This is a genomic window from Pseudomonas sp. LS-2, from assembly GCF_003605735.1.
In the GTDB taxonomy this organism is placed as follows: domain Bacteria; phylum Pseudomonadota; class Gammaproteobacteria; order Pseudomonadales; family Pseudomonadaceae; genus Aquipseudomonas.
The window spans coordinates 15898-41902 of the sequence record NZ_QXTJ01000023.1 but is presented as its reverse complement, the minus strand read 5'-3'; the positions used below and the strand labels follow the sequence as shown (position 1 = coordinate 41902).

Annotated in this window: 20 protein-coding genes and 1 pseudogene; 10 read left to right on the top strand and 11 right to left on the bottom strand. The window is 61.6% G+C overall.

The annotated features are described in order from the left end of the window. The first annotated feature begins 14 nt into the window (after window positions 1-14). The gene (gene xylB, locus D3M70_RS13905; protein ID WP_120126324.1) at window positions 15-1496 is read left to right on the top strand and encodes a xylulokinase; all 1482 of its coding nucleotides are present in this window, start codon (window positions 15-17) and stop codon (window positions 1494-1496) included. Between the two features lie 23 nt (window positions 1497-1519). Then, a complete protein-coding gene (locus D3M70_RS13900) occupies window positions 1520-2458 on the top strand; it encodes a carbohydrate kinase (protein WP_120126323.1) in 939 nt (312 codons plus the stop codon). A gap of 88 nt (window positions 2459-2546) precedes the next feature. On the opposite strand, the gene D3M70_RS13895 is transcribed toward D3M70_RS13900, so the two are convergent. The 7 genes from D3M70_RS13895 to D3M70_RS13865 form a co-directional block, all read right to left on the bottom strand. Beyond that, a complete protein-coding gene (locus D3M70_RS13895; RefSeq protein WP_256659846.1) occupies window positions 2547-2945 on the bottom strand; it encodes a type II toxin-antitoxin system YhaV family toxin in 399 nt (132 codons plus the stop codon). An 85-nt stretch (window positions 2946-3030) separates the two neighbouring features. Further along, window positions 3031-3240, bottom strand: coding sequence for a hypothetical protein (locus D3M70_RS31720; protein WP_133306469.1), 210 nt, complete (start codon window positions 3238-3240; stop codon window positions 3031-3033). A gap of 226 nt (window positions 3241-3466) precedes the next feature. Continuing rightward, entirely contained in the window at window positions 3467-4078 is a 612-nt protein-coding gene (locus tag D3M70_RS13885) for a hypothetical protein (protein ID WP_120126321.1), read from the bottom strand. Between the two features lie 181 nt (window positions 4079-4259). Then, the gene (locus tag D3M70_RS13880) at window positions 4260-5291 is read right to left on the bottom strand and encodes an alpha/beta fold hydrolase (protein WP_120126320.1); all 1032 of its coding nucleotides are present in this window, start codon (window positions 5289-5291) and stop codon (window positions 4260-4262) included. A 157-nt stretch (window positions 5292-5448) separates the two neighbouring features. Further along, a complete protein-coding gene (locus D3M70_RS13875) occupies window positions 5449-5814 on the bottom strand; it encodes a helix-turn-helix domain-containing protein (RefSeq protein WP_218568419.1) in 366 nt (121 codons plus the stop codon). A gap of 124 nt (window positions 5815-5938) precedes the next feature. Continuing rightward, the gene (locus D3M70_RS13870; RefSeq protein WP_120126319.1) at window positions 5939-6985 is read right to left on the bottom strand and encodes a class I SAM-dependent methyltransferase; all 1047 of its coding nucleotides are present in this window, start codon (window positions 6983-6985) and stop codon (window positions 5939-5941) included. 351 nt (window positions 6986-7336) lie between these two features. Beyond that, a partial coding sequence (locus D3M70_RS13865) for an EAL domain-containing protein (protein ID WP_256659849.1) occupies window positions 7337-10003 on the bottom strand: 2667 nt, incomplete at its 3' end. Between the two features lie 391 nt (window positions 10004-10394). Here D3M70_RS13865 and D3M70_RS13860 point away from each other — a divergent pair. The 4 genes from D3M70_RS13860 to D3M70_RS13845 all read left to right on the top strand — a co-directional run bounded on the left by D3M70_RS13860 (window position 10395) and on the right by D3M70_RS13845 (window position 15683). Further along, window positions 10395-11459 carry an NAD(P)-dependent alcohol dehydrogenase gene (locus tag D3M70_RS13860; RefSeq protein ID WP_120126318.1) on the top strand — a complete coding sequence of 355 codons (1065 nt, stop codon included), beginning with the start codon at window positions 10395-10397 and terminating at the stop codon, window positions 11457-11459. A gap of 314 nt (window positions 11460-11773) precedes the next feature. Then, on the top strand, window positions 11774-12436 hold the full coding sequence (locus D3M70_RS13855) for a (2Fe-2S)-binding protein (protein WP_120126317.1): 663 nt from the start codon (window positions 11774-11776) through the stop codon (window positions 12434-12436). Then, window positions 12436-13419, top strand: coding sequence for a xanthine dehydrogenase family protein subunit M (locus D3M70_RS13850; RefSeq protein WP_120126316.1), 984 nt, complete (start codon window positions 12436-12438; stop codon window positions 13417-13419). Before D3M70_RS13855 ends, D3M70_RS13850 begins: the two co-directional genes overlap by 1 nt. A 29-nt stretch (window positions 13420-13448) precedes the next feature. Further along, on the top strand, window positions 13449-15683 hold the full coding sequence (locus D3M70_RS13845) for a xanthine dehydrogenase family protein molybdopterin-binding subunit (protein ID WP_120126315.1): 2235 nt from the start codon (window positions 13449-13451) through the stop codon (window positions 15681-15683). 268 nt (window positions 15684-15951) lie between these two features. Here D3M70_RS13845 and D3M70_RS33195 read toward each other — a convergent pair. The 3 genes and pseudogenes from D3M70_RS33195 to rlmKL all read right to left on the bottom strand — a co-directional run. After that, window positions 15952-16576, bottom strand: a pseudogene (locus tag D3M70_RS33195) (GGDEF domain-containing protein); the annotation flags it as partial. Between the two features lies 1 nt (window position 16577). Then, on the bottom strand, window positions 16578-17935 hold a 1358-nt coding region (locus D3M70_RS13840; RefSeq protein WP_375232971.1), incomplete at its 3' end, for a CHASE domain-containing protein. 150 nt (window positions 17936-18085) lie between these two features. Next, window positions 18086-20356 carry a bifunctional 23S rRNA (guanine(2069)-N(7))-methyltransferase RlmK/23S rRNA (guanine(2445)-N(2))-methyltransferase RlmL gene (rlmKL, locus tag D3M70_RS13835; RefSeq protein WP_120126314.1) on the bottom strand — a complete coding sequence of 757 codons (2271 nt, stop codon included), beginning with the start codon at window positions 20354-20356 and terminating at the stop codon, window positions 18086-18088. Between the two features lie 576 nt (window positions 20357-20932). On the opposite strand from rlmKL, the gene rmf reads away from it, so the two are divergent. Then, window positions 20933-21148: a ribosome modulation factor gene (gene rmf, locus D3M70_RS13830; protein WP_010223328.1), complete on the top strand. Its 216-nt coding sequence runs from the start codon at window positions 20933-20935 to the stop codon at window positions 21146-21148. Between the two features lie 151 nt (window positions 21149-21299). Here rmf and D3M70_RS13825 read toward each other — a convergent pair whose 3' ends face one another. Continuing rightward, a complete protein-coding gene (locus D3M70_RS13825) occupies window positions 21300-22322 on the bottom strand; it encodes a quinone-dependent dihydroorotate dehydrogenase (protein WP_120126313.1) in 1023 nt (340 codons plus the stop codon). 277 nt (window positions 22323-22599) lie between these two features. On the opposite strand from D3M70_RS13825, the gene D3M70_RS13820 reads away from it, so the two are divergent. The 3 genes from D3M70_RS13820 to D3M70_RS13810 all read left to right on the top strand — a co-directional run bounded on the left by D3M70_RS13820 (window position 22600) and on the right by D3M70_RS13810 (window position 25996). Continuing rightward, the gene (locus D3M70_RS13820; protein WP_120126392.1) at window positions 22600-23808 is read left to right on the top strand and encodes a CmpA/NrtA family ABC transporter substrate-binding protein; all 1209 of its coding nucleotides are present in this window, start codon (window positions 22600-22602) and stop codon (window positions 23806-23808) included. Window positions 23809-23820: 12 nt separating this feature from the next. Further along, on the top strand, window positions 23821-24396 hold the full coding sequence (locus tag D3M70_RS13815; protein ID WP_120126312.1) for an ANTAR domain-containing response regulator: 576 nt from the start codon (window positions 23821-23823) through the stop codon (window positions 24394-24396). 388 nt (window positions 24397-24784) lie between these two features. Next, the gene (locus D3M70_RS13810) at window positions 24785-25996 is read left to right on the top strand and encodes a NarK/NasA family nitrate transporter (protein WP_120126311.1); all 1212 of its coding nucleotides are present in this window, start codon (window positions 24785-24787) and stop codon (window positions 25994-25996) included. The last annotated feature ends 9 nt before the right edge of the window (window positions 25997-26005 follow it).

The following is a 26005-nucleotide window of genomic DNA, read 5'->3' as shown; positions in this document are numbered from 1 at the left end:
GTCAAGAGGTGAACATGTTTCTCGGCATCGATTGCGGCACCCAAGGCACCAAGGCAATTGTTCTGGATGCCGTCAGCGGCGAGGTATTGGGCGAAGGCTCGGGCGCACATCACATGATCAGCGGTGCCAACGGGCGCCGGGAGCAGGATGTGCAGGACTGGCTTACGACGTTCGAGCAGGCGACGGCCGCCGCGCTGGCGCAGGCTGGCATCAGCGGTGCCGAGATTCAGGGCATCGGCGTGTCCGGGCAGCAACACGGCCTGGTGATGCTCGACGAGTCGGGCCATGTGTTGCGCCCGGCCAAACTGTGGTGCGACACCGAGTCAGCGCCGGAGAACGATCGGCTGCTCGATTATCTGGGCGGCGAAGCGGGCTCGCTGGAGCGTCTGGGTATCGCCATCGCGCCGGGCTACACCGTGTCCAAATTGCTGTGGACCAAGGAGCAATTTCCGGAACTGTTCGCGCGGATCGACAAGATCCTTTTGCCCCATGACTTCCTCAATTACTGGCTGACCGGTCGCTGCTGCAGCGAGTATGGCGACTCGTCCGGCACCGGCTATTTCAACGTGCGTACCCGCGAATGGGATCTGGAGATATTGCAACATATCGACGCGACGGGACGTCTGGTCAAGGCATTGCCGGAGCTGCTCGAAGCCCACGAAGCGGTCGGGACGATTCTGCCGGCGATTGCCGAGCGCCTGGGGATCAATCCCGACGCCATCGTTTCCAGCGGTGGCGGCGACAACATGATGGGCGCCATCGGTACCGGCAACATTGCGCCGGGCTCGATCACCATGAGCCTGGGGTCGTCCGGCACGGTTTACGCGTTTGCCGATGAGGGCAATGTCAGCGCGCAACCCTCGGTGGCGACATTCTGCTCGTCCTCCGGTGGCTGGTTGCCGCTGATCTGCACCATGAACCTGACCAACGCCACCAGCGCCATTCGCGAGCTGTTCGCGCTGGACATCGGCGCGTTCAATGCGGCCATCGCGTCCTCGCCCATCGGCGCCCAGGGCGTGCTGATGCTGCCGTTCCTCAACGGCGAACGGGTACCCGCCCTGCCCCACGCAACAGGTAGCATTCTGGGGCTGGACAGCACCAACCTGAATCAGGCCAACTTGTGCCGCGCGGTGGTCGAGGGCACGACGTTCGGCCTGCGCTACGGTCTGGACCTGCTGCGCGAAAGCGGCATCAAGAGCGCGAACATCCGGCTGATCGGCGGTGGCGCGAAAAGCGCGATCTGGCGTCAGATCGTCGCCGACATCATGGACACGCCTGTGATCTGCACCACCGGCACGGAAGCAGCGGCCCTGGGTGCGGCGATTCAGGCAGCGTGGTGCCACTCGCATGCCGAAGGCGCAGATGAATCACTCCAAGCCTTGAGCGAACGCTGCGTAAGCCTGGACCCGGGCAGCGAGACCCGGCCCGTGGCCGAGCATGTGGCGGCGTATCACAGGGTTTTTCAGCACTACCGCAATCAATTGCAGGGCGTCTGACGGACGCCCTTTACGGAGCAACTATGTATCTGGTGTGTGGCGAAGCACTGTTCGACTTTTTCAGTCAACCGGACAGCAATGGACAAAGCAATCGCGTCGGCTTTCAGGCCGTGGCGGGCGGTTCGCCGTTCAACGTCGCCGTGGGCTTGCGCCGGCTGGGTGTAGAGGCCGGTTTCTTCGCCGGAATTTCCACCGACTACCTGGGCAAGCGCCTGGCGACCGTGCTGCAGGAAGAAGGTGTGCGTGAGGACTTCCTGATTCATTTCGATGCGCCGACGACGCTGGCGATGGTCGCGGTGGGCGCCGATGGTTCGCCGCATTACAGCTTCCGCGGCGAAGGCTGTGCCGACCGTCTGCTGACCGTCGAGCAACTGCCTGAACTGGACGACAGCGTGCGCGGCCTGCATGTGGGTTCGTTCTCGCTGGTGGTTCAGCCGGTCGCCGATGCCCTGCTGGCCCTGGTGCAACGCGAGAGCGGCAAACGCCTGATCACCTACGACCCCAACGTGCGCCTGAACCCGGCGCCGAGCATCGAACTGTGGCGCAGCCAGGTGGCAAAATTCGCAGAGCATGCACACATCATCAAGGTCAGCGACGAAGACCTGGGCCTGCTGTACCCGGACGTCGATGCCGAGACCGTCGCCAAAGGCTGGCTGACCCATCACTGCCAACTGGTGATCATGACCCGTGGCCGCCAGGGCGCGAGCATCTTCACCCGCGAGCTGGGCAGTTGGTCGGTCCCGGCCCGCGAAGTGAAAACCGCCGACACCGTAGGCGCAGGCGATACCTTCCAGGCAGCACTGATCACCTTCCTCACCGAGCGCGGGCTCGACACCCCCGCGAATTTGCCGACACTGAGTCGAGAGACATTGACCCAGATGCTGGACTTCGCGGTAGCGGCGGCGGCATTGACCTGCACGCGGGTGGGGCCGGATTTGCCGTATCGGGATCAGGTGGTTTGAAAGTTCCGCTGCTCGCTGACGGCAGTTACACAAGGTGAAAAGCCCGGCGCGATGTCCGGGCTTTTCACTTTAAATTCTTTCTGTGTTGTCAGTGACTGGCGACAGGCCCTGATGCTTTGAGCAGGGCATTATAGGTTGCCGGCATTTCACCGCTGCTCAACATCCTTTTGAGAACGGTGTAGACGTCTGTTCTCGCGCCATCCTTGCGTAGAGTCGCCTCATCGTTCAACCAAGCATAAATGATGCTGCTCGGGGTATCGCTTCGGTACTGAAAGAATAGCCGGTAACGATTGGGGAGCCCGGACTGAACCCGGCGCCAATGCCGACATGCCTTCCCAAGCGTATTCCCCTGAAGATATTCCGGCGCTGCGGGGTTACAAGGAACGCGTTCCCGGATAGATATATCGACTTTCTCAAACAGCTTGTAATGAGCATGCCGGATGGAATCCTTTCGGGTCGTCGCTGACCAACGACTCCACTTCTTCAACCAGGGAGTCAAGACGGTTCAGAAACAGAGGATGGCCGTAAAGAGCCCAGCCATTGCTGATTGCAATCGTCCCTGACTGCATTGATCAACCTTCCAGAAGATCGCTGCAGTTGCGATTAGCCCGTGCTCTGGCTCTCAGGCGTTGCATTCGCGTCAGCAACGCTGCGGGGATCGGCTCGATACGTTCAGTGTTCTCGATAAGGTCAGCGTGAACTAGCTGAAGGAACGCCTTTTTGACTTTCTGCGCGTCACGCTCGGCTGCCATGCAAACCACCTGGGCGTTGAATCTGGACATGATCGGCTCCTGGACTTGTTGTGAACGTGTACGGAATACGGACAAAACTATACAGAAGACGATGCCAAGCCACGACCGGTTGGCAGCCTGTCTTTGGCTACCCGTGCTGTAGGAGGCGGCCAACAAAATGATCAAGAAAGCGCTCAGTGTCGTAAAAAAAAGGGCAGCCGGTCTAAACCGCTGCCCCTTCTCATTGACGCTTCGCAAAACCCGTCCCGCCCAAGCCTCAGGCCATTTCCGCCTTCGCCATGGCGATCCTGGTCTTGACCTCGGTTTCAGCGATCTGCTGTTCCTGCTTCTGTTTCTGCAGATCGGCCACTTTCTTGTCGACCGCCGCTTGCTGCTCCGGCGTCATGTTGTCGTACTCTTCCTTGCTCACGCCGGTCAGTTGCTGACGCACCTTTTCGGCATCGCTCTGGTTCATGTACGCCAGAAACTGCTCTTTGGCCGATGAAGCTACCGAGGCGTCCGTATCACTTCCTTCGACGGCCGCAATGTTGCTGTCGACTGTTTTGGTCACACTGTCCGATGCCGCCAACTGTTTGTCGGAGGCAGAGGAAAACGCAGCCGCCGCAGCCGCTTTGTCGTCATCGGACACCGACGCGGTGCTGTTGGCCAGAGCCGCCTTGAGGTTCACCATCATTTTGGCGAAGGACTCGTTATAGCCCTGATCGGTGCTGCTTTCGGTGGCATTGTCGGTGCTGCCGGCAATCGCTGCGACCGGCGCCGAGGCACCGGCGATTGCGCTGGTGTATGCATCCTTGTCTGTCGGGTCGAAATGCGTGTGCGACACGGCTTTCGACACGAACTGCTGGATGGCACTGTTCCCTATGATCATCTTTCACCTCCCTTTCAGGTTATCGATGCACCACAGGTCACAGCAAAACCGGTGCCATATGTGGTTACATCTCTGTGGGCTCCGTCTGGCAAGGTCTCCATCGATTGCCAAGGACTGACCGAGCGGCAATACCGGCCCCGTATTGCCGTCGGCGGCAGTCATTGGCCGCCTTGCCGGCTGATCACTCGAGAAAGTCTTTCACTGCCTGATCGACCTTTTTCATTTCGCAGACTGGGGCCATGTGCCCGCAATCGTTGTCCAGAACGAGAAGCCTGGTGTTGCGCTTCTGTGCCGCCAGGGCTTTGGACGGCGCCGGGTCCACCAGCCGGTCCTGTTCAGACGTGATGATCAGCATCCGCGCCTTGATCTTCCCCGACAGGGTCGCCATGCCGCCGTCGCGGACCAGATCGAAGGTGGTCATCGCCTGCAATTGGCGATACCAGTCCACGGCGCTGAAACTCTGGCTGGTCTGCGTGCCGTGCAAGCGGTCTTCAGTGGGCTGTTTGGCGGCGACGGTCCTGGCCGCCGCGTGCTCCGGGGTCCACAAGGATTCGGTATGCAGCGCCGTGAGGTTTCTGAACACCGTGCCCGGCGCGTAATTGCCGTTGTTCCAGCCGGGGTTGCGTTCAATGGCGCTCATTTCAGCCCTCCAGACCTGTAAATCCTGCGCGGTCGGTTGCGGTGTGCCAACGATGGTCACGACCTTGCTGGCGTAGTCGGGGTACATCACCGCCCACTGCAACGCCTGCATGCCGCCCATGGAAATCCCGACGATGGCGTGGGCGTGATCGATGCCCAGGGTCAGCGCCAACAGGCGATGCTGAGCCTTGACCATGTCGCGGATACCGAATTCGGGAAACTTGAGCCGAGGATGGGTCTTGCTGTTGGAAGGTGAACAGGAAACGCCGTTGCCGATGGCATCCAGCGCGATGACGTACCAGCGGTCGGTGTCGATGAGCTTCCCGGGACCGATCAGATCCACCTGATCGGCCGTGCGCCCCGTCAACCAGGTCGGCACCAGCACCACGTTTCCCTGGTCGGCCGCCAGGGTGCCGTAGGTGCGATAGCCCAGAGAGCATTGCTTGATCTTGCCACCGGTCATGGTCAACGAACCGATACTGGCCAGTTGTTGCTCGGCCGCCATTGACGCACACGCACTCATCATCGCCAGCAACGCACAGAGCGTCTGGCCCGCATATCGATACAGGTTCATGGTCTTCCCCCAAGAAGATCAGACTTCTATTTTTTGTCTTTGCGGCCGAGGAAAACCATGTACGTCACACACCATGCCGTCGCGCTGCACTGAGAGCGTAGACGGTTGTTTCATGGACGTTCGATGAGAAGATGAACTGCTTGCGTGGCCGCGCAGCTTACTGCGGCGGATCCTGCTCCTGGAGGCGCAACCCCCAGTCGCGCAACGACGCCACCACCGGTCCGACTTCACGCCCCTTGGTGGTGAGCAGGTATTCGAGACGCGGCGGATGCTGCTCATACAGACGGCGCTCGATCAGGCCGTTGGCTTCAAGTGACTTGAGCCGGGTCGACAAGGTGCTCGGCGCGCAGCCCTTGAGCGAATCCTGCAAATCCTGAAAGCGACGTGAAGGATTGCGCAACAGGTCGCGCAGAATGAGGATCACCCAGCGCTCGCCAATCACCTCGAGCGCGGAGATCACCGGGCAGAAGGCGTAGGTCGGCATGGCCGAGACGTCTGAATGTTTGGAATCGATGTCTGACATGGGCCGGAGTCTAGCAAGGGGGAACTGCACTGGGTAGTGGGAGAAAAGCCCCACCTTCGACACCTCTGCCACAGCAAGACATACGCCATCGCGAGCACGCTCACGCCTACCGTCGCCCGTGCTGCTACTTGCGCGCCTCCAGAATCAGGTTGAACGGCGTCTCGGCGGCACGGCGAAAATGCTTGAATCCGGCCTCGGCAAACACATCGCGCAATCTCCCCTCACCGGCCTGCGCGCCCAGCCCCAGCCCCACCTCCTGAGACAGCGAGTTCGGCGTGCAGATGAACGTCGATGCGGCGTAAAACAAACGCCCTACCGGCGTGAGGTTTTCGTCGAGGCTGTCGTTGGCGTACGGCTCGACCAGTAGAACGGTTCCGTCTTTTTTCAGCGATTGGTGCGCATGACGCGCCGCCCCCACCGGATCGCCCATGTCGTGCAGACAATCGAAATAACAGACCAGATCGTAATCGTCGCCGGGGAAGTCCTTGGCCGTGCCCTGGTGGAAGCTGACGCGTTCGCTGACGCCGCCTTCCCTGGCCCGCTCGGTCGCTGTCGTGATAGAGGGGGCGTGGTAGTCGAAGCCCTCGAAACGTGACGCCGGGAAGGCCTTGGCCATGACGATGGTCGAGGCGCCGTGCCCGCAGCCAATGTCGGCGACCCTGGCCCCTGCGTTCAACTTGTCGACCACGCCGTCCAGCGCAGGGAGCCACTGGGACACCAGAAACGTCTTGTAGCCGGGCCTGAAGAAACGCTCGGTGCCACTGAACATGCACGGATGGTGATCACCCCAGGCCAGCGCGCCATCACCGCGCATGGCGGCCACCAGCTTGTCCTTGTCGTGAAACATCGACGCCACCACCATGATGCCGCCCGCCACGTACACCGGCGAATCCTCGATGGCCAGGGCCAGTGCCTGCTCTTCGGGCAACACGAACGCGCCATCCCGATGTTCCATATAGCCTGAGGCCACGTGAGCGCTGAGCCACTCGCGGATCAATCGCGGATTGCAGCCGGTCTTCTCGGCCAAGGCTTGCGGGGTGATCGGCAGGCTGTCGGCCATGGCCCGGTACAACCCCAGTTCGTCGCCGAGCATGACATTGGCCAGCAGCGCAGCCGCGCCCATGTCTGACACCAGCTTGCCCATGAATTCGTGAAGTTTTGCCTCGTCCATTACGCAACCTCCTGTGAGGAAGGCCACCGTCGGCACAGGCAGATCTGACCTGAAAGCAGTAGGCGGTGGTCGAGTGAAAAGACCACGATGTTGCGAGCCGCAGGGATGCGGGAAGTGGACAACAGCGTACTGAACGGCAAGGAGTACGTTCGGCTTCGACCTGGAAACAGGCAAATCACCGTAGGGGACATTGAGTCTAGACCCTGTTGGGCAGACCTGCGATCACATCGCCATGCCTGGCGTCGGGCGGGCTGTCAGGACCAGGCCGCTACGCCAACGCACTCAGGTCCAGCTTCTCCTGTGGCACCGGCATCGAGAAGTAATACCCCTGCGCCTGCCCCGCGCCCATTNGGCGACCACGGTCAGCCCCAGGGATTCGGCCATGCGCACGATGGCCCGCACGATGGCGCGGCTGCGTGAACTGGTGGTCAATTCCAGGGTGAACGACTTGTCGATTTTCAGACCGCTGAAGTGGTACTGATGCACGTAGCTCAACGAAGAGAATCCGGCCCCGAAATCATCGAGTACCACCGACACGCCGTTGTCAGCCAGATGTTTCATGGCCTTGCGTGCCAGATCGGGTTCGGCCACCAGCGCGCCTTCGGTCAGCTCCAGGCAGATCCGCGAAGGGGCCACGCCATGATGAGCGAGAAGGCCCAGCACCTCGCTGGAAAACTCGGGGCGGGTGATGCTGTAGCTCGAACAGTTCACATGGACGGTCGGCCAGTGGGCGCGCTCGGGTCTGGCCAACATCGCCACCACTTGCTGCAGCATGTAGAAATCCAGCCTGCCGATCAGGCGCAGCCCTTCGAGTGCCGGCAAAAACTGCCCGGGTGCGATCACCCGGCCGTCTGCCTGACGCCAGCGAATCAGCGCCTCGAGCGCGAGAATCCTGCCGCTGGCGACGTCGATGATCGGCTGGAAATACGGCAGCAGTTCGTCGGTGCGCTTGAGGGCATTGCGCAGCGCGGTCTCTTGCTCCATCTGATCGGAGACCTCGCGGCGCACTTCCTGATTGAACACCGCATAACTGTCGCGTCCGGCGTTCTTGACCCGGTACATCGCGGTGTCAGCGTCACGCAGCAGGTCCGCCGGCTCCTTGTGAAACTGCAAGTCGGCGCCCACCACTCCGATGCTGCACGAAGAAAATACCGCATGCCCATCGATGTAGAACGGCACGTCGAACGCCAACAGGATGCGCTCGGCAATGGCCACCGTCACATCCGGCGGCGCGGCGTACGCCAGAACTGCGAACTCGTCTCCGCCCAGGCGCGCCAGCAGGTCGCTTTCACGCATGCAGCTGCGCAGCCGGTCCGCCGCCTGAATCAACAACAGGTCACCGGAATGATGCCCAAGACTGTCGTTGACCATTTTGAAGCGGTCCAGATCGATGAACATCACCACCAGTTCCTGACCGTGGTCGCAGAACTCATCCCAGGCGAGTTGGAGGCGCTGTTGCAGATGGCTGCGGTTGGGCAGACCGGTCAACGAGTCGTGGGCGTTTTCGTGTTGCAGCTTGGCATTGGCGACGTCCAGCTCGCGGGTGCGGTCCTGGACACGGGCTTCCAGACGCAGGTTGGCAGTGTGAATGGCCTCGGCAGCACTGCGGCGCGACAACGCGGTGTCGATGTGTCTCGAGACGAAGGTCAACAGGTCCTGATCGCGCAGCGAGTAGCTCACATGGGCCGAATAGCTTTGCACCGCCAACACGCCGCGTACCACGCCGCCATCGAACAGCGGAATCCCGAGCCAGGAACAGGAACGATTGATGTCGTTCTGGATGGTGATCTCGCCGCAGCTTTCGAGACGCCGCGCTTCGGCGCTGTCGATCAGGCACGCCCGGCGCTGGCGAATCACGTACTCGGTAAAGCCGCGCTCGCCGCGACGCGGATCCGGTCGGCGGGTCAGGCGTTCATCGACGTAATAAGGAAAAGTCACCTCCCCCGTGGCATCGTCGAACAGTGCGATGTAGAAGTTCAGGGCGAACAGCAGTTCACCGACGATGACATGCAGGCTCTTGAACAGATCGGCCATGTCCCCCGGCTGGCTGGACAGCTCGGTGATCTGGAACAGCGCGCTCTGCAAATGCTCGGCACGCTCACGGTCGGCGACCTCACTTCTCAGCGCGTCGTTGAGCCGGGACAGTTCAAGGGTTCGGCGCGCCACGGTTTCTTCCAGTTGGGCGCGGTGCAGAATCCGGTCCAGGGCCATCGCGACGTGACGCGCGACCACCAGAAACAACTCCTGATCCTCGACGCTGTAGACCCGCGACACGTCGTAGACCTGCATTGCCAGCATGCCGAAGACATCATCGGAGGCGTTCTTCAGAGGCGCGCCCATCCAGAATTCAGGACGATGCCCCACGCATTGAAAACGCTCCAGCGCCTGCGCCCGCTCGATACCGGCCGCATCGACGAACAGCGGCTGTTCGGTGGTCAACACATAGGCGGTCAACGACAAGCGTTCAGGATCGATAAATTCGTAGGTTTCAGCTTCCAGCGCTTCGACGTCGGTGATGTCGATGTAATACGGGTAGGTGATCTTGCCGCTTTGGCTCTCGTACAGCGCCAGATAGAAGTTTTCGGCATCGATCAAGGTCGAAAGCTGCTGATGGACGCCTTGCAGGAACGCCGAACGATCACGGGTGGAACTGGCCAGGTAAGTGATCTCGAACAGCACGCGCTGGGTCGCCTGGGCACGGGCCAGCGCGTCGGTCTGCAGCCTCAGTCCAAGCTTGCTCGCCAGCGTCGTCACCAACGGATTGCCCGACTCACGCTCGGGCGCCAGCAACCACCCCAACGCGCACTCGCCGTGACCGGTCACCCACCGCTGCAGCGAATGCTCCCGACAGAACGCATCGAAGGCCTCGCGGGGAATCAGCGTCGGCCACTCGGTGCTAGCGTCGCCCTGCCCCAGCAAATGCATTTGCTGGCCTGCGCGATAGGCCGCCCAGCCCAGATCGGGAGCGGCGACCCTGGCTGCCCGCAACAAGGCTTCAAGTGAGCTGTCATCGATCATCGAGGACTGTTTTTCCACCCCATCGCCTCTTGTCTGCACCGGCTGCTCGTCGGCAGAGGGCGGGCGCTGGTTGGGGTTCGAGACGTGAGAATTCATAGGCGCTCCATTGCCAGCGTGGGACTGGGCTATCTTCATGGGGTCTGACAGAAGGTTGCAAGCGCCATATTCGTTTTTGCTGCCTATAAACGACGGAAAATCGGGTTTTCACGACATTTCACGTGACTCCGGCCTCTTTATCGGCAGACTGCCGACGAAATGAAAGATTTTCCGCGCACCCTGAACACTTTCAGCGGCACTGGCGATTTCCCGGTCAGCCATTGACCTTTGGCAGCCCACGCCTGTCAGTGATTGCTGTTGCACAGACTTTTGCCCAACTGGAGATGATCGAAAAATGATCAAGACTTACAGCTATGCCGCGCAAAAAGCCACTGACAAACTGGCGCCTTTCCAGATCGAGCGTCGCGACCCGGGCGCCGATGACGTGCAGATCGACATCCTGTTCTGTGGCGTCTGCCACTCGGACCTGCACACCGCGCGCAACGAATGGAACAACACCCTGTACCCGTCGGTGCCGGGCCATGAGATCGTCGGCAAGGTCACGGCCGTCGGGGCTAACGTCACGCACTTCAAGGTCGGCGACCTGGCGGGCGTCGGCTGCATGGTCGACAGTTGCCAACACTGCGCCTCCTGCGCCGAAGGCGACGAGCAGTATTGCGAAAACGGTTTTACCGGGACTTACAACGGTCCGGTGTTCGGCGGCGAAAACACCTTTGGCGGTTACTCCGACAAGATCGTGGTGAAAGAGAAATTCGTCCTGAAGATCTCTCACAGCGACAACCTGGCGGCGGTCGCGCCGCTGCTGTGCGCGGGCATCACCACCTACTCGCCGCTGCACCACTGGAAGGTCGGTCCGGGCAAGAAAGTGGGCGTGGTCGGTCTGGGCGGCCTGGGCCACATGGCGGTGAAGATCGCCCACGCGATGGGCGCCCATGTGGTGCTGTTCACCACCTCGCCGAACAAACGCGAAGACGGCCTGCGCCTGGGCGCCGATGAAGTGGTGGTGTCCAAGGACCCCAAAGAAATGGCGACCCAGACCAACCAACTCGACTTCATCCTCAACACCGTGGCGGCGCCCCATGATCTGGACGCGTTCCTCAACCTGCTCAAGCGCGACGGCACCATGACCCTGGTCGGTGCGCCGGACCATCCGCATCCTTCGCCCTCGGTGTTCAACCTGATTTTCAAGCGCCGCAGCCTGGCCGGTTCGCTGATCGGCGGCATCAAGGAAACTCAGGAAATGCTGGATTTCTGCGCGAAGCACGGCATCGTCTCGGACATCGAGATGATCCACATGAAGGACATCAACGAGGCTTACGAGCGCATGATCAAAGGTGATGTGAAGTATCGCTTCGTCATCGACATGGCGACGTTGAAGGAAGAAACATCGGCTGCTTGATTCAGAACCGTGGGAGCCGGCTTGCCGGCTCCCACAGGTGCAGCCTCAACCCCTCAAATTTTACGCAACCATCCACACCCCCACGGGTCACAACCTTTACCCCTGCGCTCATGCCTCCCCACAAGAAGAACGCCGTACACAGGCGCATCGTGGATTAGAGAATATCGCTCATGAGTGCATGCTGATATTCGAACCAATGCGCAGGGCAATGATTGTTTATCGTTGATCGCTTCACGCAACCGCTGCCGTAGACGCTTGCGCGCCCGCCCACCGTCGGAGCCAGGCTTGACTCAACGCTGACGAGGAACCTGTTCATGACCGATCAGCCTGATAAGAAAGAACCGCAATCCGACCTCACGGCCTTCACCGTGCCTTCGAGACGTAACTTCCTCAAATCCATGGGCGTCTCGGGGCTCGCTGCTGCCACGGCGCCGATCTGGACCCAGGCCCTGGAAGCCCAGGCCGCGGTGCCCGACGACACCGATCCGCCGGCAAAGGACGAGCGACGCATGACCCTCAAGGTCAACGGCCAGGCTCATACCCTCAACTTGCCCGCCAATGCCGCGTTGCTGGACGTCTTGCGTGATCGTCTGCAACTGACCGGCACCAAGAAAGGTTGCGATCATGGCCAATGCGGCGCCTGCACCGTGCATGTCAACGGCATCGCGATCAACTCCTGCCTGTCGCTGGCGGCGATGCACGAAGGCGACGAAATCACCACCGTCGAAGGCCTCGCCAAAAACGGCAAACTGCACCCCGTACAGGAAGCTTTCTGGGAGCACGACGCCTACCAGTGCGGTTACTGCACCAGCGGCCAGATCATGAGCGCCGTGGCGATGCTGCAAGACAAGAACATCGGCAGCGACGACCACAGCGTGCGCGAAGCCATGAGCGGCAATATCTGCCGTTGCGGCGCCTACAAGAACATTCTCTCGGCGATACAGAGCGCGAGAATCAAGTTGCAGGAGGTGACCTGATGAGAGCCCTGGATTATGTCCGCGCCGGCAGCGTCGAGCAGGCCGTCGCGACCCATTCGAAAAGCCAGACGGCGTTCTTTCTCGCCGGTGGCACCACCCTCCTCGACCTGGTGAAGCTCGACGTGATGCCCGCCGATCAGGTGATCGACGTCAATCACCTGGTCCTCAAACAGATCGAGGTGCAGAAAGACGGCAGCGTGCGCATCGGTGCGCTAGTGACCAACAGCGATCTGGCCCATCACGACTACATCGTCGAGCATTATCCGGTGCTGTCCCAGGCATTGCTCTCGGGGGCCACCACCCAGTTGCGCAACAAGGCCACCACCGCCGGCAACGTGATGCAGCGGGTGCGCTGCAACTATTTCCGCGACGGTTATTCGGCCTGCAACAAACGCCAGCCAGGTTCAGGCTGCGCGGCGATCGATGGCCATAACCGCAGCGTCCACGCGGTGCTGGGTACCAGCGATCAGTGCATTGCCACGCACCCATCGGACATGTGCGTGGCGATGGCGGCGATTGGCGCGAACGTCGAAGTACAGGGGCCCAAAGGCAAACGCAGCATCGACTTCCTCGACTTTCACCTGCTGCCAGGTTCCACACCCTGGAAAGAGCACGCGCTGCAGGACGATGAGCTGATCACCCACGTGGTGCTGGACGCGCCGTTGGCGGGCAGCAAATCGGGCTACCTGAAGCTGCGCGACCGCGCGTCCTATCAGTTCGCGCTGGCCTCCAGTGCGGTCATTCTGGTGATGGACGGCGACACCGTGCGCGAGGCCAGAATTGCCATGGGCGGCGTCGGCACCAAACCGTGGCGGGCTACGGAGGCCGAGCGTGCACTCAAAGGCGCGACACTGACCCCGCAGAACATGGAAAAAGCCGCGGCCGTCGCCATGCAGGGCGCCAAAGCCTATCGCCACAACGCCTACAAGATTGCCCTCGGCCAGCAGGCGATCGTGCGCAACCTTGGCACCCTCACGGCTTGATTCCGCCCCGAGCGAAGAAGGTAAATCAAATGACTGATTCAAGCATGATCGGCTCGGCGCCACCACGGATCGACGGGCGCCGCAAAGTCACCGGGGCTGCGATGTACGCCTCGGACCACCACCTGAAGAACATGGCCTACGGCTACGGCGTCTTCAGCACGGTCGCCAGCGGAAAAATCACGGCGCTGGACCTGGACGCCGCGCGCAAATCCCCAGGCGTCGTAGAGATTTTCCACCACGGTAACTTCCCGTCGCTCTATCACAACTCGGCGCTGCCAATGTCGTTCGCGCAGATCCTCAAGGCGGCCAAGTCCGACGAAAGCCGACTGCCGTTCGAGGACGACACCGTGTATTACGCCGGGCAGTTCGTGGCCCTGGTCGTGGCCGACACCTTCGAACATGCCCGCGCGGCGGCGTATAAGGTCAAGGTCAGCTACAGCAAGACCGACGCCGTCGCCAACCTGGAACAAGGCATGAAAGCCGGCAAGCTGCAGGACGGCAGCCCCAATCACAAGCGGGGCGATGCGGCTGCGGCGTTCGCCAGCGCCGCCCACAGCATCGACGCGACTTACACCACGCCCGTCGAAACCCACAACCCGATGGAAATGCACGCCACCGTCGCCAGTTGGGAAGACGGCCGGTTGATCGTGTATGAGGCCTCTCAGGGGGTGGTCGCCCACCGTAACTCGCTGGCGAAGATCTTCGGTCTGATTCCGGAAAAGGTCGAAGTCCGCGCCCCATTCATTGGCTCGGGCTTCGGCAGCAAGCTGTGGATCTGGCCCCACTCGGTCGCGGCCTGTGGCGCCGCAAAGGTGCTCAACCGCCCCGTGCAACTGGTGGTCCCGCGCCAACAGATGTTCACCACCACCGGGCACCGTCCGGAAACCCGGCAGCGCATGCGCCTGGCCACGGACGACAAGGGCAAGCTGGTGTCGGTGAGCCACGAGTCCATCAACACCACCTCCTTCACCGACCCCTACAAGGAAAACTGCGGGACCTCGACCAAGAGCCTGTACAGCTGCGCCAACGTGCAGGTGACGCACAAGATCATCGAAACTAACCGCGGCACGCCGACCTCCATGCGCGCCCCCGGCGCTGCGCCCGGCCTGTTCGCGCTGGAATCGGCCATGGACGAGATGGCTGACAAGATCGGCATGGACCCCCTGCAGTTTCGCAAGCTCAACGTTTCGGAACGCGATGAGAGCCAGAATCTGCCGTGGTCCAGCAACCATCTGCAGGAATGCATCGACCAGGCCGCCGAGCGGTTCGGCTGGAGCAAGCGCAACCCGACACCGGGCTCGATGAAAGAAGGCACTGAAATCATCGGCTACGGCATGGCCGCCTGTAACTGGGACGCCTACCGCACGCCCGCCGAGGCGCAAGTGTCGTTGCGCGCCGATGGCACGGCGTACGCGATTTGCGGTGTGCAGGACATCGGCACCGGCACTTACACCATCGTCGCGCAGGTGGTCAGCAGCATCACCGGTATCCCGCTGGACAAGATCGAGGTCGAACTGGGCAACTCGTCATTTCCGCCAGCACCGGTGTCGGGTGGCTCCTGGGCGACCGCCAGTGTCCTGCCTGCGATTGCCGAAGCCACGCGTCAGGCCATCGAGCAATTGAAAGCCTTCTCTGCTGCGCCCAAAGGTGTGTTCGCCGGCACCAAGGCCGACCAGATCAGCTTTGAACAGGGCCAGTTGAAGAGCGGTGAAAAGACTTTCGCCATTGCCGATGTGCTCAAGGCGCAGAAGCAGTCCAGCGCCTTTGGCGAAGCGAAGACCGGAATGAACGACACCAGCAAGCATTCCTTCCGCTCGTTCGGCGTGCATTTTGTCGAGGTGCGTTGGGATCCGGGCATTTCTCGTTTGCGCGTGGCGCGGGTGGTGAGCGCCATCGATGTCGGCAAGGTGATCAACAAGAAGACCTCGCTGAATCAGGTCGAAGGCGCGATCGTCATGGGCGTCGGCATGGCGCTGTTCGAAGCCACCGATTTCGATGAGCGCGATGGCATGCCGGTCAATAACAACTACGCCGAATACGTGGTCCCCGTTCACGCCGACCAACCGGACATCGACGTCATCCTGCTGGATTACCCGGATTACGAACTCAACGAGTTCGGCGCCCGTGGCATCGGCGAGATCGGCATCACCGGACTGGCCGCGGCCGTGGCGAACGCCGTGTCCCACGCTACCGGCAAACGGATCCGCGACCTGCCGATCACCCTCGACAAGCTGATGGAGCTGCCGCCGACGATGAGTGCCTGATAGCTCACATAAACAGCTTCGGCCCGGAGGGCGTGGGAGCAGGGCTTGCCCGCGATCTGCCGGGCACCGGCAGCAACTCCTGCAAGTGGGGTAAACCGGACACAGGCGAAGCGTCTGGTTTCGCTGACGCTACGCGCCAGATCGCTCGCGAGCAAAGCTCCCACGGCCTCCGGCCAAAAGCGCATCAGTCAACGCACGCAGGTAGTGTGGTAGCCAGCTTGTGGGTGAATGCGCTAATCCAGCCAACCACGGTGCTGATGGACGCACACTAGACCAACTCCGGCTCGATCCGGTCGCGCCCACCCATCTTCGCCGCATACACCCCGGAGTCCGCGCGCAGCAGCAAGTCGTCGCCGCCCTCGCCTTCGCGCCAGCTGGCGATGCCGAAACTGGCGGTCACCCGACCGACCCCGTCGACCGGCTCCACGCGCAACGCTGCCCACAGCTCCGAGGCCAGGGTGTAGGCCTGATCGCCGTTGGTGTCCGGGCACAACACCATGAACTCCTCGCCTCCCAGACGGCAGAACACATCGCTGCGCCGCAGCCGATGGCAAAGACGCTCGCAGATCGCCTGCAACACGTGATCGCCGACGGCGTGGCCCAGTTGATCGTTGATGCATTTGAAGTGATCGATGTCCAGCATGAGCACCGAGAACACGCCGCCGTGGCGCTCCACCCGCTGCAACTCGGCCTGCAGGCGCTCCTGGAAATAACGGCGGTTGTAGACCCCTGTCAGCGCGTCGGTCACCGACATGGTCCGCAGTTCTTCCTCCACCCGTTTGCGCTCGGTGATGTCCAGGCACACCGCCAGATAGCCGATCCACTGATCGTGCTCGTCGAGCACCGGACTGACCTGCATGTTGACCCGCAAATGGCTGCCGTCCTGACGCACGNTGCTCTTCCACGGCCTCGACCAGCATCGCTTCGCAGGTCTTGATCGAACGCCCGTAGCGCTGACTCAGCTCCGAGACCTGCTCGGCAAGCTCCGAAGGCACGTGCAACTCAAGCAACGTCAGACTGCCGCAGACCTGCGCGCTGCTGTAGCCGAGCATCTTTTCAGCACCGATGTTGAACGTGGTGATCACCCCCTCCAGATCCGTTGCAATGATTGCCACCTGCGTCGCCGCGTCCAGCACGTTGCGCAACTGCCCATGGGCGCTGCGCAGCTGCTTTTCCCGTTGGCGCAGTTGCACCGTTCGCTGCTCCACCAGCCCCAGCGCGCGCTGACGCTGGCTGATCAGCACATACAGCAAGGCACTGAGCATGAAGCTGAGCAGCGCGCCGAGCACCACCACACTGTCGGTCGTCGATGGATTGGCGCCGATGAACGCGGCTGTCGGGCGAATTTCCAGTGCGTAGCGGCGATCGGCAAAGGTCAGCGACGTGTTGAGTTGCAGGTCGTCGTCGACGGCACTGGAAGTGGATTGATACAACAACTCAGGCGTCTGCGGCGTCGTCATGTCATAGAGCCTGAGGGCCAGGTTATCCAGATCCTGTCGGGGCAGCCCCTCGGCCATCAGCTTGCGCAGGCTGATCACCGCCATCACGTAGCCTTCGAGACGCCCCGACGGCACCGTCCCCATCCGGTCCCGTGACAACACCGGCGCGACCAGCAGCACGCCATTGCGATTTTCCTGCTCGAGTCCTACCAGATTCGTGCGTGGCGAAGCGGCCATGGTTGCGCTGGTCAGTGCCTTTTGCAGCGTGAGGTGGCGGGTTTCTTCGGAATCGACGTCAAAACCGTTGGGCAGTGGCAGCGGGCTGCGACTCTGGGTGTAACGCACCGGGAAATAAGCCGTGCGACGACCTGCGCTACGTAGCTCGCCAGCTTCATTCATTTCCCGCACGGCGTAACCCGGCACGCCGTCCGCACGCGCCTGCGCCTCGAATCGCGCGCGATCGGCATCCAGCACCCGGGGCGCCCAGGAATAGGCCTGAGTCCAGATGAGCATGGGGTTGGCGAAACCGTTGAATTCTTCCTCAGAGACTTCGTCCGAATAGACGAAGAAGCGGCGCAGACTGTCCAGCCGCTGCACCTGGCCATCAAGGCGTTCCTGCACCCGGCTGACCCGCTCACTCGCCAGCAGTTCGAAGCGCTGGCGTAACTGGCGCTGATACAGCTCGACATTGGTCAGCGCCAACAGCGCGGTGAGCACCGAGCCTGCCGAAAACACAAGCGTCGCCACGATCCACGACGAAGTGTCTTCATTGATGAAGCCAAGGATCTTGGCGCTTGCCTGATTTGACGACATACGCAGAACTCATGACGCCACAGTGTTGCCGCGACACGTGGCCAGAGCTTCCTTATAGCTATTCGCCATTAGTTTGCCTAGTGCTGTGTGTCGCCCTGTTTATAACGCCGTCAACGCGCTGACCCACAAAGGGCCAGCGCATGAGCCGGTTCAGCGGGCCGTGATCTTCCACGCACGGTGAATCTTGCCGTTGCGGGCGAAATCCGGGTCGAGGGTCTGTTGGGTGATTTCCTCGACCACGTAGCGCTCGGCGAGGTTTTCCTCCAGCTGGAACTTGCGGAAGTTGTTGGAGAAATACAGCACCCCCCCGCTGGCCAGGCGCGCCATCGCCAGGTCAATCAACTGCACCTGATCGCGCTGCACATCAAACACCCCTTCCATGCGCTTGGAATTGGAGAAGGTCGGCGGATCGATAAAAATCAGGTCGTATTCGTCACGGCTAGCCTCAAGCCAAGCCATGACATCGCCCTGCTCCAGACGGTTCTTGTCCGAAAATCCGTTGAGCGACAGGTTGCGCCTCGCCCAGTCCAGATAGGTTTTCGACAGATCGACGCTGGTGGTGCTGCGCGCGCCGCCCTTGGCCGCGTGCACGCTGGCGGTCGCCGTGTAGCAAAAGAGATTGAGGAAACGCTTGCCGGCGGCCTCCTTCTGGATCCGCATGCGCATCGGACGATGGTCGAGGAACAGGCCGGTGTCGAGGTAATCGGTCAGGTTGACCAGCAGCTTGATGCCGCCCTCGTTTACCTCGTTGAACTTGCCCTGAGCGCTTTGACGTTCGTACTGTTTGATGCCGCTCTGACGCTCACGACGCTTGACCACCACGCGGCTCTTGTCGATGTTCAACGCCTGCGGGATAGCGGCAAGCGCGTCAAACATACGGATCGAGGCTTTCTCCGGGTCGATGGACTTCGGCGCGGCATATTCCTGAACGTGTACCCAGTCGTGATACAGGTCGATGGCCATGGCGTATTCCGGCATGTCTGCATCGTAGACGCGGTAGCAATCGATGCCTTCGCGCTTGACCCATTTGCTCATGGCCTTGACGTTCTTTTGCAGGCGGTTGGCGAACATCTGCCCGCCCTCGCTCAAGCGCGGTTGCTCGACCACGGGCGCAGGCGCGGGTGCCGGCTTCATCGGGTTGCCGTTCTTGTTGAACTTGCGCTCTTGGGGCTCGTCCGGGGTCTGATCGTAAGCCGCTTGCTCGCGCTCGGCCTGACGCTGTTCCGGCGTGCGACGCTCGCCGGTGACGAACTGATCGGGCAACACCTTAATCAGCAGCAGTTTGCACGGCAAAGCACCGTTCCAGAACGCGTACTGCTTGTGGCTGCGAATGCCCATGCGCTTGCCCAGATCCGGCGCACCGGTGAACACCGCCGCTTCCCAGTTCAGGCAGGCCTGACGCAGGCGCTCGCCAAGGTTCTGATAGAGGTACAACAGGCTCGCTTCATCGCCCAGACGCTCGCCGTATGGCGGGTTGCAGATGACCAGGCCCTTCTGGTTCTGGTCCGGACGCGGCTCGAATGTCGCGACTTCGCCCTGATAAATCTTGATCCATTCGGACAGACCCGCGCGCTCGACGTTATTGCGGCCCGGCTGAATCAGGCGGGGATCGGCTTCATAGCCACGAATCCACAATGGCGGTTTTGCCAGGCCTGCTTCGGCGCGCGCCAGCGCTTCGTCGTGCAGCTTGCGCCACAGCGCCGGGACGTGGCCCAGCCAGGCAGAGAAACCCCAGCGCTCACGACGCAGGTTGGGCGCGATATCGGCGGCGATCATCGCTGCTTCGACCAGGAAAGTGCCCACACCGCACATCGGGTCAGCCAGCGCGCCCCCTTCGGCGGCAATACGCGGCCAGCCGGAACGGATGAGGATCGCCGCCGCGAGGTTTTCCTTCAGCGGCGCGGCACCTTGCTGCAGGCGATAGCCACGCTGATGCAAGCTGTGACCGGACAGGTCAAGCGACAGAATCGCCTCGCCCCGGTCCAGACGCAGGTGCACGCGCAGATCCGGGTTGAGCTTGTCGATCGAGGGACGCGAACCGTCGGCGGTGCGCAGACGGTCAACGATGGCGTCCTTGACTTTCAGCGCGCCGAAATGAGTGTTATCGATGCCCGAGCCATGACCGCTGAACTCGACGGCCAGCGTCCCGTCCGGCTCCAGATGATCGGCCCACTCGATGTCGTGAACGCCGTGGTAAAGGTCCTCGGCATCCTTCATCGGGAACCGTTTGAGCACCAGCAGGACACGGTTGGCCAGACGCGACCACAGGCACAACCGATAGGCGGTCTCCATGTCGGCGCTGCCACGGATGGTCGAGGTGTGTTCGCGGGTTTCCTGGAGGCCCAGTGCAGTGGCTTCCTCAGCGAGCAGGCCTTCAAGGCCCTTGGGACAAGTGAGGAAAAGTTCGTAACGGTCCGACATCGGTATTCCAGAGCCTTTGGCTATGAGTGGCCGGACAACGCATTGTCCGACCCGATTGCAACAGACGTCTTTCGTGGAGAACGCCTGCGTGGCACACAAGTTGTGCCGATCCGCCGCAACGATACATTTCGATTGCGGCAGTCAAGCCGGTGGAAGAAATCCAGCCGACATTCTGATATTAAAAAACCACTATTGAGCCCGACGCTGGCAGTAATAAAAAGTCACATCACTGACCCTTCGTCGTTTTAAATCTGACGTCAATCAGCCATCAGACGTACATGAGAAACACTCGCAAGATTCATCAAGACCCTCGTATCAGGGGGTCTCCCCGAAAAAGTGCCCTCGAAACGCTTCAACGCTTATGGTCTTAATGCCTCAACGGTTACGTTCTTATGACAAAACGATCATTCACAGCGTCCCGTCCATTGGTTAGAAATCTACTCAGGTTGTCGCCGCAATGACGACAGCACCATGCCCGCGACGCCGGCAGCGGGCATCCAAAGGCAGAAGATTTCTGCCCGACCTCGACATGAGGTCTCCAGGGACATAACAGTCAACAAACGAGGGCAACACCCTATGAGAAGACTTAAGCGTGATCCGTTGGAAAGAGCTTTTTCGCGCGGATATCAATACGGCGTAACTGGTAAATCCCGTGAGCTTTGCCCATTTACTCTACCGTCAGTGCGCCAAGCCTGGATCAATGGCTGGCGAGAAGGACGCGGCGACAACTGGGACGGTATGACTGGCACTGCGGGTATACACAGGCTCAACGAACTTCACGCGGTCGGCTGACGCTACACCATTACCAAAGGTAAATTCCGACTCAAGATTCTTCGACAAACAGGTTCCGTTTCACATTAACCATGCACGCCCCATCCGGGCGGCGGGCTAAAGCCCAAGAGGGGTTCCACACGGAACCCCTCTTTTCGTTTGCAGCAGGCACTCAGCGGGGCATGGCAGCGATGGCGTCCACCGACTCGCGGATCAGCGCCGGGCCCTTGTAGATGAACCCCGAGTACACCTGCACCAGACTGGCACCCGCTGCGATCTTCTCCGCCGCGTGCTTGCCTTCGGTGATCCCGCCCGCCGCGATGATCGGCATTTTGCCGCCCAGCTCACCGGCCAGCACCTTGACGATGTGGGTGCTCTGCTCGCGCACCGGGGCACCGGACAGACCGCCTGCCTCGTCCGCATGGGGCAAGCCTTCGACGCCGACGCGGCTGAGCGTGGTGTTGGTGGCGATCACCGCATCCATGCCCGACTCCAGCAGCGCGCTGGCGACCAGCACGGTTTCTTCGTCACTCATGTCCGGCGCGATCTTGATGGCCAGCGGTACACGCTTGCCATGGATGCCGGTGAGTTCTTCCTGGCGTACGCGCAGGGCTTCGAGCAGTTGCTTGAGCGAATCGCCGAATTGCAGGCTGCGCAGGCCCGGCGTGTTGGGCGAGCTGACATTGACCGTGACGTAGCTGGCGTGCTCGTAGACCTTGTTCAGGCAGATCAGGTAATCGTCGACCGCATTCTCGACCGGGGTGTCGAAGTTCTTGCCGATGTTGATGCCCAGCACGCCGTTGTATTTGGCGGCCTGAACGCGGCGGACCAGATTGTCGACGCCCAGGTTGTTGAAGCCCATGCGGTTGATGATACCTTCAGCGTGGGGCAGACGGAAAATCCGCGGTTTGGGATTACCCGGTTGCGGGCGTGGGGTCACGGTGCCGATTTCGACGAAACCGAAACCCAGCTGGGCAAAACCGTCGATGGCCGCACCGTTCTTGTCCAGGCCAGCGGCCAGGCCCACCGGATTGGGAAACTGCAAGCCCATAACCGTCACCGGCAGCCGCGCGGGCGCCTTGTTGAACAGACTATTGAGCCCCAGACGACCGCCGGCACCGATCAGGTCGATGGACAGATCGTGGGAGGTTTCCGGGGAGAGTTTGAACAGTAACTGGCGGGCCAGGTTATACATGGGCGGGCGCGGCTCGATTGCGGCTGAAGTCAGCGGCGGATTATAGACGGGCTCAAGGGGGTAGCGCGAGGCATGTCGGCAACTTTGCGCAGTCACTTCGCCGGCGTGGCATATGCCTTGCTTCACTCCTGCCATCGAACTCGATCCAACGGCGGATCGGGTCATCGGACAATGGCGTCGTTTTCGTCCCGGCTCAGGCCCGGACGAGGCGGCGCTTTTTTATGGAAGATCGGTGGCGCCCCGCGACATCGCCCTCTTCATTGCGGAACCGAAAACCATGAATGACACCCTCAACACGCCTCTGGCCTGGGTCAACGGCAGCGACGGGCCGGAGCTGGGCAGCATCGACGTCGGCTTCATGGCCCTTACCGACAGCGCCTCGCTGATCGTCGCCGCAACCCAGGGCTTTGCCCAACCCTACGGCCTGAATATCAATCTGCACCGCCAGCCGTCGTGGACCAGCCTGCGCGACAAGCTGGTCAACAGCGAACTGCATGCCGCCCACAGCCTTTATGGTCTGATGTATGCCGCGCAACTGGGCATTGGCGGTCCCGCACGGGACATGGCCGTGCTCATGGGCCTGAACCAGAACGGGCAGAGCATCAACCTCTCCAGCGCCTTGCTCAAGGCGGGCGTGATCACTCCTGAAGCACTGGACCGGCGCACGCACCAAAGCGAGACACAACTAACCTTCGCCCAGACCCTGCCCACCGGCAACCACGCGATGTGGCTGTATTACTGGCTCGCGAGTCAGGGCATCCATCCTCTGGAGGATGTCGACAGCGTCGTAGTCCCGCCGCCGCAGATGGTCGAACACCTCAAGGCCGGGCGAATCGACGGCTTCTGCGTCGGCGAGCCATGGGGTGCCAGCGCAGTCAGCCAGAACCTGGGATTCACCCTGGCGACCAGTCAGGCGATCTGGCCGGACCACCCGGAAAAGGTACTGGGATGCAGTCTGGAGTTCGTTCAGCAATACCCCAATACCGCGCGAGCGCTGGTCATGGCCGTGCTGGAGGCCAGCCGCTTCATCGAGCAAAGCCGGGACAATCGCCGCAGCACCGCCCAGATGCTCAGCGGCAGTGAGTACGTCAACGCCCCTGTCGAGCACATCGAGCCCCGCCTGCTCGGCGAGTATTCCGATGGCCTGGGCAATCACTGGCAGGACCCTCACGCCGTGAGCTTTCACCGCCAAGGCGAAGTCAACATGCCATGGCTCTCTGACGGCATGTGGTTCATGACCCAGTTTCGCCGTTGGGGTCTGCTGCGTGACGATCCGGACTACCTCGCCGTCGCTACGCGGGTGCAGCAGCTCGCGCTCTATCGTCAGGCCGCCGAGGCGCTGGACATCAACGTTCCCGCCGCGCCCATGCGTAGCAGTCAACTGATCGATGGCAAGATCTGGGACGGCCGTGATCCGGCCGGCTATGCCCGCAGCTTCAAGCTTCATGCGCTGGCCGATGCCGCGCCTGTCGTCACCGAACGATAAGGGGCCGCCACTATGTTGCGAATCCTGCTGATCAACGACACGCCCAAGAAAGTCGGGCGCCTGAAAGCGGCCCTCACCGAAGCGGGTTTCGAGGTGATCGACGAGTCCGGTCTGATCATCGACTTGCCCGAGCGCGTGCAGGCGGTACGCCCTGACGTGATCCTGATCGACACCGAGTCCCCCGGCCGTGACGTCATGGAGCAAGTGGTGCTGGTGACCCGCGACCTGCCCCGCCCTATTGTGATGTTCACCGACGAGCACGACCCAGACGTCATGCGCCAGGCGATCAAATCCGGCGTCAGCGCCTACATCGTCGAAGGCATCCACGCCCAGCGCCTGCAACCGATCCTCGACGTCGCGATGGCCCGCTTCGAAAGCGATCAGGACCTGCGCGCGCAACTCCATGCCCGCGATCAGCAACTGGCCGAACGCAAACGCATCGAGACCGCCAAAGGCCTGCTGATGAAGATGAAAAGCTGCAATGAAGAAGAGGCCTACACCCTGATGCGCCGTCAGGCCATGAGCCGCCAGCAGAAGCTGATCCAGGTCGCCGAGCAGATCATTGCCATGAGTGAATTGCTGGGGTGATTTCCCCGCATGAGCCACCCTCCCGCAAATCCTGTGGGAGCAGGCTTGCTGGCGAATGGGCGTTACCGGTGCGTCGAGTCGCATGATCTACCGCCACCGCCGGCAAGCCGGACCGCTACAGAGATTGAGTGACCATTGCGCCAAGGTCTTATGGCCCACGTTTTGCTAGGTACATCCCACAGGTAGCCAACGGCGGTTGCCCCACTTACGACAAAGACGTCGCACACCCCTTCGCCAGACGCGGACAGGGTTGCGACGTTTTTGCGTTTTCGGCCCTCGAGAAAGGGCCAGGGTGGAGCGCCGGGTTGGTGCTTCACCTGCAAGACCTGACCCGTGACGGTGCGAGCACCAAGGCACCGGCAACGATTTCCTGCAGATGAGGTGTTTGATGAATACAAGTTTCTGGAAAGCCGGCCACAAACCCACGCTGTTCGCAGCCTTCCTCTACTTCGACCTGAGCTTCATGGTCTGGTACCTCCTCGGCCCGTTGGCAGTACAAATCGCCGCCGATCTGCACCTGACCACCCAGCAACGCGGCCTGATGGTCGCCACGCCGATTCTGGCGGGCGCCATTCTGCGCTTCCTGATGGGCATGCTCGCAGACCAGTTGTCCCCGAAGACGGCCGGAATCATCGGACAGGTCATCGTCATCGTGGCCCTGCTCTGCGCCTGGCAACTGGGCATTCACAGCTACGAGCAAGCCCTGCTGCTGGGCGTATTCCTCGGCATGGCGGGCGCATCGTTCGCCGTCGCGCTGCCTCTGGCCTCGCAATGGTATCCGCCGCAACACCAAGGCAAGGCCATGGGCATCGCCGGCGCGGGCAACTCGGGCACCGTATTCGCAGCACTGATTGCGCCAGTCCTGGCGGCCAGCTTCGGCTGGAGCAACGTGTTCGGCTTCGCGGTCGCGCCGCTGCTGCTGACCCTGATCGCGTTTTCGCTGATGGCCAAAAACGCCCCTGAGCGGCCGAAAGCCAAGTCCATGGGCGACTACTTCAAGGCCCTCGGTGACCGTGACAGCTGGTGGTTCATGTTTTTCTACAGTGTCACCTTCGGTGGCTTCATCGGCCTGGCCAGCGCCCTGCCCGGTTACTTCAACGATCAATACGGCCTCAGCCCGGTGACGGCCGGTTATTACACTGCCGCGTGCGTCTTCGGTGGCAGCCTGATGCGCCCGCTCGGTGGCGCGCTGGCCGACCGTTTCGGCGGCATCCGCACATTGTCCGGCATGTACGCCGTGGCCGCGATCTGCATCGCCGCCGTGGGCTTCAATCTCCCGATTTCCTGGGCGGCGCTGGCCCTGTTCGTTGCCGCGATGCTGGGCCTTGGCGCAGGTAACGGTGCCGTGTTTCAGCTGGTGCCTCAGCGTTTCCGCAAGGAGATCGGCGTCATGACCGGCCTGATCGGCATGGCCGGCGGCATTGGCGGCTTCCTGCTGGCAGCGGGTCTGGGTGCGATCAAACAGAACACGGGCGACTACCAACTGGGCCTGTGGCTGTTTGCCCTCTTGGGTGTTCTGGCCTGGTTCGGCCTGATGAACGTCAAACGCCGCTGGAGAACCACCTGGGGTTCGGCTGCCGTGACTGCCGCGCGCGTCTGATCCGCCCTG

Excerpts from the sequence above, each read along its gene's own strand:
- xylB (WP_120126324.1), top strand. The coding sequence starts at position 15 with ATGTTTCTCGGCATCGATTGCGGCACCCAAGGCACCAAGGCAATTGTT.
- D3M70_RS13900 (WP_120126323.1), top strand. The coding sequence starts at position 1,520 with ATGTATCTGGTGTGTGGCGAAGCACTGTTCGACTTTTTCAGTCAACCG.
- D3M70_RS31720 (WP_133306469.1), bottom strand. The coding sequence starts at position 3,240 with ATGTCCAGATTCAACGCCCAGGTGGTTTGCATGGCAGCCGAGCGTGAC.
- D3M70_RS13885 (WP_120126321.1), bottom strand. The coding sequence starts at position 4,078 with ATGATCATAGGGAACAGTGCCATCCAGCAGTTCGTGTCGAAAGCCGTG.
- D3M70_RS13880 (WP_120126320.1), bottom strand. The coding sequence starts at position 5,291 with ATGAACCTGTATCGATATGCGGGCCAGACGCTCTGTGCGTTGCTGGCG.
- D3M70_RS13875 (WP_218568419.1), bottom strand. The coding sequence starts at position 5,814 with ATGTCAGACATCGATTCCAAACATTCAGACGTCTCGGCCATGCCGACC.
- D3M70_RS13870 (WP_120126319.1), bottom strand. The coding sequence starts at position 6,985 with ATGGACGAGGCAAAACTTCACGAATTCATGGGCAAGCTGGTGTCAGAC.
- D3M70_RS13860 (WP_120126318.1), top strand. The coding sequence starts at position 10,395 with ATGATCAAGACTTACAGCTATGCCGCGCAAAAAGCCACTGACAAACTG.
- D3M70_RS13855 (WP_120126317.1), top strand. The coding sequence starts at position 11,774 with ATGACCGATCAGCCTGATAAGAAAGAACCGCAATCCGACCTCACGGCC.
- D3M70_RS13850 (WP_120126316.1), top strand. The coding sequence starts at position 12,436 with ATGAGAGCCCTGGATTATGTCCGCGCCGGCAGCGTCGAGCAGGCCGTC.
- D3M70_RS13845 (WP_120126315.1), top strand. The coding sequence starts at position 13,449 with ATGACTGATTCAAGCATGATCGGCTCGGCGCCACCACGGATCGACGGG.
- rlmKL (WP_120126314.1), bottom strand. The coding sequence starts at position 20,356 with ATGTCGGACCGTTACGAACTTTTCCTCACTTGTCCCAAGGGCCTTGAA.
- rmf (WP_010223328.1), top strand. The coding sequence starts at position 20,933 with ATGAGAAGACTTAAGCGTGATCCGTTGGAAAGAGCTTTTTCGCGCGGA.
- D3M70_RS13825 (WP_120126313.1), bottom strand. The coding sequence starts at position 22,322 with ATGTATAACCTGGCCCGCCAGTTACTGTTCAAACTCTCCCCGGAAACC.
- D3M70_RS13820 (WP_120126392.1), top strand. The coding sequence starts at position 22,600 with ATGAATGACACCCTCAACACGCCTCTGGCCTGGGTCAACGGCAGCGAC.
- D3M70_RS13815 (WP_120126312.1), top strand. The coding sequence starts at position 23,821 with ATGTTGCGAATCCTGCTGATCAACGACACGCCCAAGAAAGTCGGGCGC.
- D3M70_RS13810 (WP_120126311.1), top strand. The coding sequence starts at position 24,785 with ATGAATACAAGTTTCTGGAAAGCCGGCCACAAACCCACGCTGTTCGCA.